Annotated in this window: 9 protein-coding genes; 5 read left to right on the top strand and 4 right to left on the bottom strand. The window is 45.4% G+C overall.

Features of this window, described 5'->3' with window-relative positions; all coding sequences use genetic code 11:
* Both PX636_RS10835 and PX636_RS10840 read right to left on the bottom strand, forming a co-directional pair.
* Positions 1-884, bottom strand: an 884-nt coding sequence (locus tag PX636_RS10835) for an ABC transporter permease (RefSeq protein ID WP_288117155.1), incomplete at its 3' end; no start/stop codon positions are given.
* 9 nt (positions 885-893) lie between these two features.
* Positions 894-1412 carry an adenine phosphoribosyltransferase gene (locus tag PX636_RS10840; protein ID WP_002795792.1) on the bottom strand — a complete coding sequence of 173 codons (519 nt, stop codon included), beginning with the start codon at positions 1410-1412 and terminating at the stop codon, positions 894-896.
* Positions 1413-1510: 98 nt separating this feature from the next.
* Between PX636_RS10840 and PX636_RS10845 the strand changes: the two genes are divergently transcribed.
* The gene (locus PX636_RS10845; RefSeq protein WP_123229928.1) at positions 1511-2137 is read left to right on the top strand and encodes a DUF3038 domain-containing protein; all 627 of its coding nucleotides are present in this window, start codon (positions 1511-1513) and stop codon (positions 2135-2137) included.
* Between the two features lie 2 nt (positions 2138-2139).
* On the top strand, positions 2140-2793 hold the full coding sequence (locus PX636_RS10850) for a DUF4335 domain-containing protein (RefSeq protein ID WP_288117156.1): 654 nt from the start codon (positions 2140-2142) through the stop codon (positions 2791-2793).
* Positions 2794-2803: 10 nt separating this feature from the next.
* Here the strand turns inward: PX636_RS10850 and PX636_RS10855 are convergent, their stop codons facing one another.
* Complete coding sequence (locus tag PX636_RS10855) at positions 2804-3112, bottom strand: HigA family addiction module antitoxin (protein WP_288117157.1); 309 nt, start codon at positions 3110-3112, stop codon at positions 2804-2806.
* A 270-nt stretch (positions 3113-3382) separates the two neighbouring features.
* On the opposite strand from PX636_RS10855, the gene speD reads away from it, so the two are divergent.
* The 3 genes from speD to PX636_RS10870 all read left to right on the top strand — a co-directional run bounded on the left by speD (position 3383) and on the right by PX636_RS10870 (position 4746).
* Complete coding sequence (gene speD / locus PX636_RS10860; protein ID WP_002795793.1) at positions 3383-3790, top strand: adenosylmethionine decarboxylase; 408 nt, start codon at positions 3383-3385, stop codon at positions 3788-3790.
* 59 nt (positions 3791-3849) lie between these two features.
* Positions 3850-4155 (top strand): DUF6464 family protein, encoded by a 306-nt coding sequence (locus PX636_RS10865; protein WP_002795794.1) that lies wholly within the window; start codon positions 3850-3852, stop codon positions 4153-4155.
* A 78-nt stretch (positions 4156-4233) separates the two neighbouring features.
* Positions 4234-4746, top strand: coding sequence for a L,D-transpeptidase (locus tag PX636_RS10870; protein ID WP_002735789.1), 513 nt, complete (start codon positions 4234-4236; stop codon positions 4744-4746).
* On the opposite strand, the gene PX636_RS10875 is transcribed toward PX636_RS10870, so the two are convergent.
* Positions 4708-5358 carry a TIGR04282 family arsenosugar biosynthesis glycosyltransferase gene (locus tag PX636_RS10875; protein ID WP_288117159.1) on the bottom strand — a complete coding sequence of 217 codons (651 nt, stop codon included), beginning with the start codon at positions 5356-5358 and terminating at the stop codon, positions 4708-4710. The two genes, PX636_RS10870 and PX636_RS10875, sit on opposite strands and share 39 nt — an antisense overlap.
* Positions 5359-5463 lie beyond the last annotated feature (105 nt).

Here is a 5463-nt window from a genome sequence, read left to right on the forward strand (position 1 = left end):
AATTCGGCGATAAATGCCCCACTTAACAAACTAGAAAATTCAAAGCCCAAAAGAGTTATCAGAGGATTAATAGCATTGCGTAAAGCGTGGACATAGATAACTTTATTTTCTGGTAAACCTTTCGCCCTTGCGGTTTGAATATAATCCTGTCGCAGAACATCTAATAATTGTCCCCGCATCAATCTTTGTAATCCGGCAAAACTGGTAACTGTCAGGGCAATAGTTGGTAAAATCATGTGCCAAGCGATATCTAAAACTTTACCGATAGGGGAATATTCCGAATAGTTAATACTGGTCATATCACCCACCGGTAAAAGCGGCGAGACATTTTGGGCGAGAATTAGCAGTAAAAGGGCAGTGATAAAACTGGGGAAACCTTGACCAAGATAACTGATAACTCGGAAAAATTTATCGATAAATTGGTTTTGTTTGACGGCGCTGAGAATGCCCAAGGGAATTGCAATCGCCCAGGTTAAAATGATGGAAGTCAAAGACATTAATAACGTCGCTGGAATTCTCTCTAATAATAGGGAAGACACGGGACGAAAATAGGTAAAACTCAGACCAAAATTAAACTGAGTTACCACTTGCCACAACCATTTAAAATACTGGACAATCGGCGGGTCTTTTAAACCAAAAAGGGCAATATATTGTTCTTTAGTTTCCTGACTAATCTTGGGATTAAGGTCAAGCAAAGCCAGAAAACCGCCGGGGGTTAATTGGATAATAGCGAAACTCAAAGCCGAGGCTAACAACAGAGTTAATAAACCCTGGAGAACACGCTTGACAATATACAAAAAAGTTTCGCTAGTTAGGAGAGATTGTAACCCATTAGCACTCGCTCGATCGGTTGCCGCCTTATAATTATCATCAGTCGCCGTCATAGAAAAAACCTAATAATCGATAATGGTAATAATCGGTAAATCGGGTAATTTTTCCCGACCACGGAGGTCGATTAACTCGATGATAAAAGCAAATCCTAACACCTCACAACCAATTTTTTCTAATAAATCGGCCGTCGCTTTCGCCGTCCCTCCCGTCGCGATTAAATCATCGACAATTAAGACTTTGTGATGGGATGCCACCGCGTCCTGATGAATTTCCAGGCTATCGCTTCCGTATTCCAAATCATACTCGATACTGTGAACGGCGGCGGGTAATTTGCCCGGTTTCCGGACAGGAATAAATCCCGCTTCTAATTGGTATGCTAAAGGAACACCAAAGAGAAAACCCCGCGATTCCATACCGACAATGTAATCGGGGGATAAACCGTAATCGCGACACTTTGCCGTTAGGGTATCGATCGTGTAACGTAATCCTTGGGGATGATTGAGTAGGGTAGTAATATCGCGGAAGACAATACCCGGTTTGGGAAAGTCAGGAATATCGCGAATCAGTGATTTCAGATCCATTCGGTTTCCGTGTCTCGTAAAATGGGGGACAGCTATCTATACAATACAATTTACAACACCCTGACTCGATCGCCCTTGTGTTTTAGTTCTCCTATATCATGACCTCTACTAGCCTAACGCCCGAATCTACAGCATCAGCCCCAGAAAAACCAGTTATTTTAAGCGTTTTACCCGATTTTCCGATTGCCAGTCAGCAATGCGCCCTACATCTCCAACAGCATATCGATTTAATGCTGTTAGCGTTGGAATCCTTAGAAGTCGGTGCCGGGGAGGCCCTGTTAGCCCTCTGTAAAGAACTAGGACTCGATAAAATTGTCAAAAACCGGATTATTTTCTGGCGCTTACGCTGTACTAATCCGTGGCGAATTTCCTACACCCTCGACCGTCTCACCCTTGACCAAGCAAAAGCTTTAGTTATCATTGCCAGTTATCGGGCCAAACCCCTAGCTATATCCATCCGACAATTACTGTTAGCGCGGCAACAGATGGAGTCAAAAGGGTTACCCGTGGATAATAATTTTCTTTTATCAGAATACCTAGAAAGATTTCGCTCCAATTTTCGCAGTCGCATGAACCCCCGCCGGGCCAAAGTATCGGTTTATCTAGCTGATGAAAATGCCCTAAATGAACTGGCTTTATCCCTCCTCGATCGGTTATTATTTTGTACTGGTACGACGGGAATGCAGCGGTTTTGGATTAGTTTATTTGATGGGGAGATCGTGTAGAAATGAAAAGACATTATAGCCTGCCCAATTGTACCCTGATTCTCGATGGTTTCGGCGATGATTTCGCCCCAGCTAACCCCGGTGATAGCCGACCTTTACTCTCAATTTTGACTAACGTAGAATGTCGGTTAATCGGGGCCAATAAAGTCCTGCAAGGTGGTCGGGTTTTCTTGGAAAATTTGGTACAAGCGGTCAGTCAGTATGCCCAAGAATTTTTGAGTGGTGTTCGTCATCCCCAAGACCCCGTCCATGAACCAGATCATGTGTACCTAGAAAAGATTGACCATAATCTCCATCGTCTGGTCTGGTATCCATCAACGGACTTGAATATCCCAGAAAGTCCGGTCAACATAGAAATCAGTACCGTGCAGTTATTCGATTTAATAGAAGCGATTGACCAATTTTTTGCCGATACTCGCACTTTACCTGACCTAACCCTGAAATTACAGCCAGTTTCCCGTCGCTACCATAAGGTCAATGAATCGGTGGCCGGTCGAACAGTACCTTTTTTGGCAGGATTAGGCAGTCTTGTCGCTTGCGCCCTACTTTTCTATCTGTTACCCGTCCCCCAAGTCCGTAAACCCGAAAATCCCCCCATTCCCGCCGCTTCTCCCAGTACTACCGTCCCCACTAATCCTGTCCCCCCTCCCAGATAAAATTAGTCCCCTAAGCTACATCTGTAAATGGAGTAATAGGAATTTGGTTATAAACTTCGGCATTCTTTGTCTGAGCTTGACGGAGATCGTAGTCTGTTTGAAGATTCAGCCAAAACTGAGGACTGTTACCAAAATATCGTGACAGACGCAAAGCTGTGTCCGCAGTGATACCACGCTTACCCGCTAAAATCTCACCGATACGAGTTTGAGCTACGCTTAAATCTTTACTCAGTCTGTAGGGGGTAATATTGAGCGGTTCCAGAAAATCTAACTTGAGGATTTCACCGGGATGGATATTGGGCAAACGGTTGCTGTTCATTGCATTTAGCTAATTTTAGTGGTAGTCCACCACGCTCGAATCCTAACGCCTAACGATACTATTGTCAAGCAGAAGTAAGCCTTCGCCCCACACCCCACACCCCACACCCCACACCCCACACCCCACACCCCACACCCTTCTCCCCTACCCTGTCCCAGTTTTTTAGAAAAAGTAACCGAGAAAAACCAGATCTTTTTTGCACAAGTTAGAAAAATTGTGTTATACTGGTGAATCTGTGAAGGTTTTTCGATAGGGAGTATTGAAAAAAAAATGACCAAACTGGGAACCCATTTGATTGTCGATGCTTGGCAAGTACCTGCTGACCTCCTCAACGATCCCGAGCGCATTCGTCGCGCTATCCTCGATGGAATTACGGCAGGAGAAGCAACGCTGATCGATTTGTGTGTCCACCAGTTCAGTCCCCACGGAGTTACCGCGACGGCGACTTTAGCTGAATCTCATATCGCGATCCACACCTGGCCTGAACACGGCTATTTCGCCGCCGATTTATTCTTCTGTGGTGCGGGTAAACCCGTGGTTGCCATGGAAATTTTGACCAAATCCCTGCAAGCAGGTGAGATTAAAGTGCGGGAACTAACCAGAGGATTCCCCAGTACTGCGGGAGTTTATGAAAGCAAAAAGGAAGAACCCCTTAAGTCTTCCCTGGTTATGGCCTAATTTCTAGCGCCGGCCTCAATAATAAGTTAGCAGCACTGGCGATCGCCTAAACTGAAATCGTGATCAGGATAACCTTTGTTTTTATCCTTGCCCTCTTTCCCTCTCTCGTTAGTCTCTGGTTGATTAACCGATCCCAACAGAGATTAAGTAACCGTTTGAGGGGGATTCGCTATCGTCACGAATACAGCCCGGTGATGGCCAGTGATTTTTTGTCAATTCCTCTAGAGACAGAAAATAAACCGGCCTTGATCGGTGATCTTAGTTGTCGTTTTAATGCCTATTCCCCCCACTTGCGTTGTGCGGTTAATCCCACAGGTCCCTGTGAAGGTTGTCGGCAGTACGAAGCTAAAACCGGCACAGTGTAAGCGGCTTGAGCTTCCAAAAAGTTCCCTATTTGCTATCCTTAAAAATTATCGCTATCGCAATTGAGGAGTGTGGGAACAATGGCGTTCAAACGAAATTTGACCCTCTTAATCATCGGATTAGGATTAACTTGTTTACCCGTATATCCGGCCCAAGCTAACCAAATCAGCACCGTCACCCCGAATACGGCGGCCAATCAAACTCTCGCCACCCATCTGGTCTTAAAATTGAAAGAGAGAAAAGTTTACGTTTATCAAGATAAGCAAGTTTTAGCACAATTTACCGTCGCCGTCGGCAAAAAAGGCTGGGAAACCCCCACCGGTAAATTTGAAGTGCGGGAATTAGTTCGCAATCCCGTCTGGAAAAGTCCCTGGACGGGAAAAGTCAGCACCCCCGGTCCCAATAGTCCCCTAGGGGAAAGATGGATCGGTTTTTGGAGTGACGGCAAAAATTCCATCGGTTTTCATGGCACCCCCGCGGAAAATTCCCTCGGTAGCGCCGCTTCCCATGGTTGTGTGCGGATGCGGAATCGGGATGTGAAAGTGTTGTTTGATTTAGTCCGCATGGGAACCCCCGTCATCGTTCAACCTTAATTCCGGCAGGTATTTTTTTAAGATGGGCAGGTCTTCCGGGCGATCAATATCGGCTAATTTAGGCAGATAAGCGGTTTTTAAAGCCAGTTTAGCGGCGATTGTCTGAGTTTTTTCCAAGACTTCCCCCGTTCCCCAGGGAATACCGTCAAAAAGCTCTGGAAAGACCTGTTTTAAAGCAATTAGGTAGTATCCTCCATCTAACGCCGGCCCTAAAACCATATCGTGGGTTTTTAGGGCTTCAAAGGCTGCTAAAATCTGTTTTTCCCCGATTTCTGGACAATCTGTGCCAATAATAGCGATCGCTGTCATCCCTTGAGCAAAACCATCGGCAAAAGCATTTTGCATCTTTTCTCCTAAGTCTTTTCCCCGTTGAGAATGATAGGAATAATGCACACCTAACCAAGTACGCATTTTTTCCTCGCTGCCGCCATGGTAGTAAATGATCAGGGAGAGAAAATTCCTCAAACCCGCTAATTTACCGAGAGTATATTCGGCCAGTTTTCGGTGTAATTCTTCGGCTCCCTCGGCTGCCAAAGCTGGAATCATACGGGTTTTTACTTTCCCCAATTCCGGATAACGGGTAAAAATAATCAGTTGTTGTCTCCAGTCCACGAGTGATTGCGACGATGATATTAATTAAGTAGGGAGGCAAAATTATTTGTAGGATGGGTTAGCGGTAGCGTAACCCATGCAGGCGTTGGGTTTCATGCTTCAACC

The organism is Microcystis sp. M53598_WE2, from assembly GCF_030067735.1.
Classification (GTDB): domain Bacteria; phylum Cyanobacteriota; class Cyanobacteriia; order Cyanobacteriales; family Microcystaceae; genus Microcystis; species Microcystis aeruginosa.

Excerpts from the sequence above, each read along its gene's own strand:
- PX636_RS10840 (WP_002795792.1), bottom strand. The coding sequence starts at position 1,412 with ATGGATCTGAAATCACTGATTCGCGATATTCCTGACTTTCCCAAACCG.
- PX636_RS10870 (WP_002735789.1), top strand. The coding sequence starts at position 4,234 with ATGGCGTTCAAACGAAATTTGACCCTCTTAATCATCGGATTAGGATTA.
- PX636_RS10845 (WP_123229928.1), top strand. The coding sequence starts at position 1,511 with ATGACCTCTACTAGCCTAACGCCCGAATCTACAGCATCAGCCCCAGAA.
- speD (WP_002795793.1), top strand. The coding sequence starts at position 3,383 with ATGACCAAACTGGGAACCCATTTGATTGTCGATGCTTGGCAAGTACCT.
- PX636_RS10855 (WP_288117157.1), bottom strand. The coding sequence starts at position 3,112 with ATGAACAGCAACCGTTTGCCCAATATCCATCCCGGTGAAATCCTCAAG.
- PX636_RS10850 (WP_288117156.1), top strand. The coding sequence starts at position 2,140 with ATGAAAAGACATTATAGCCTGCCCAATTGTACCCTGATTCTCGATGGT.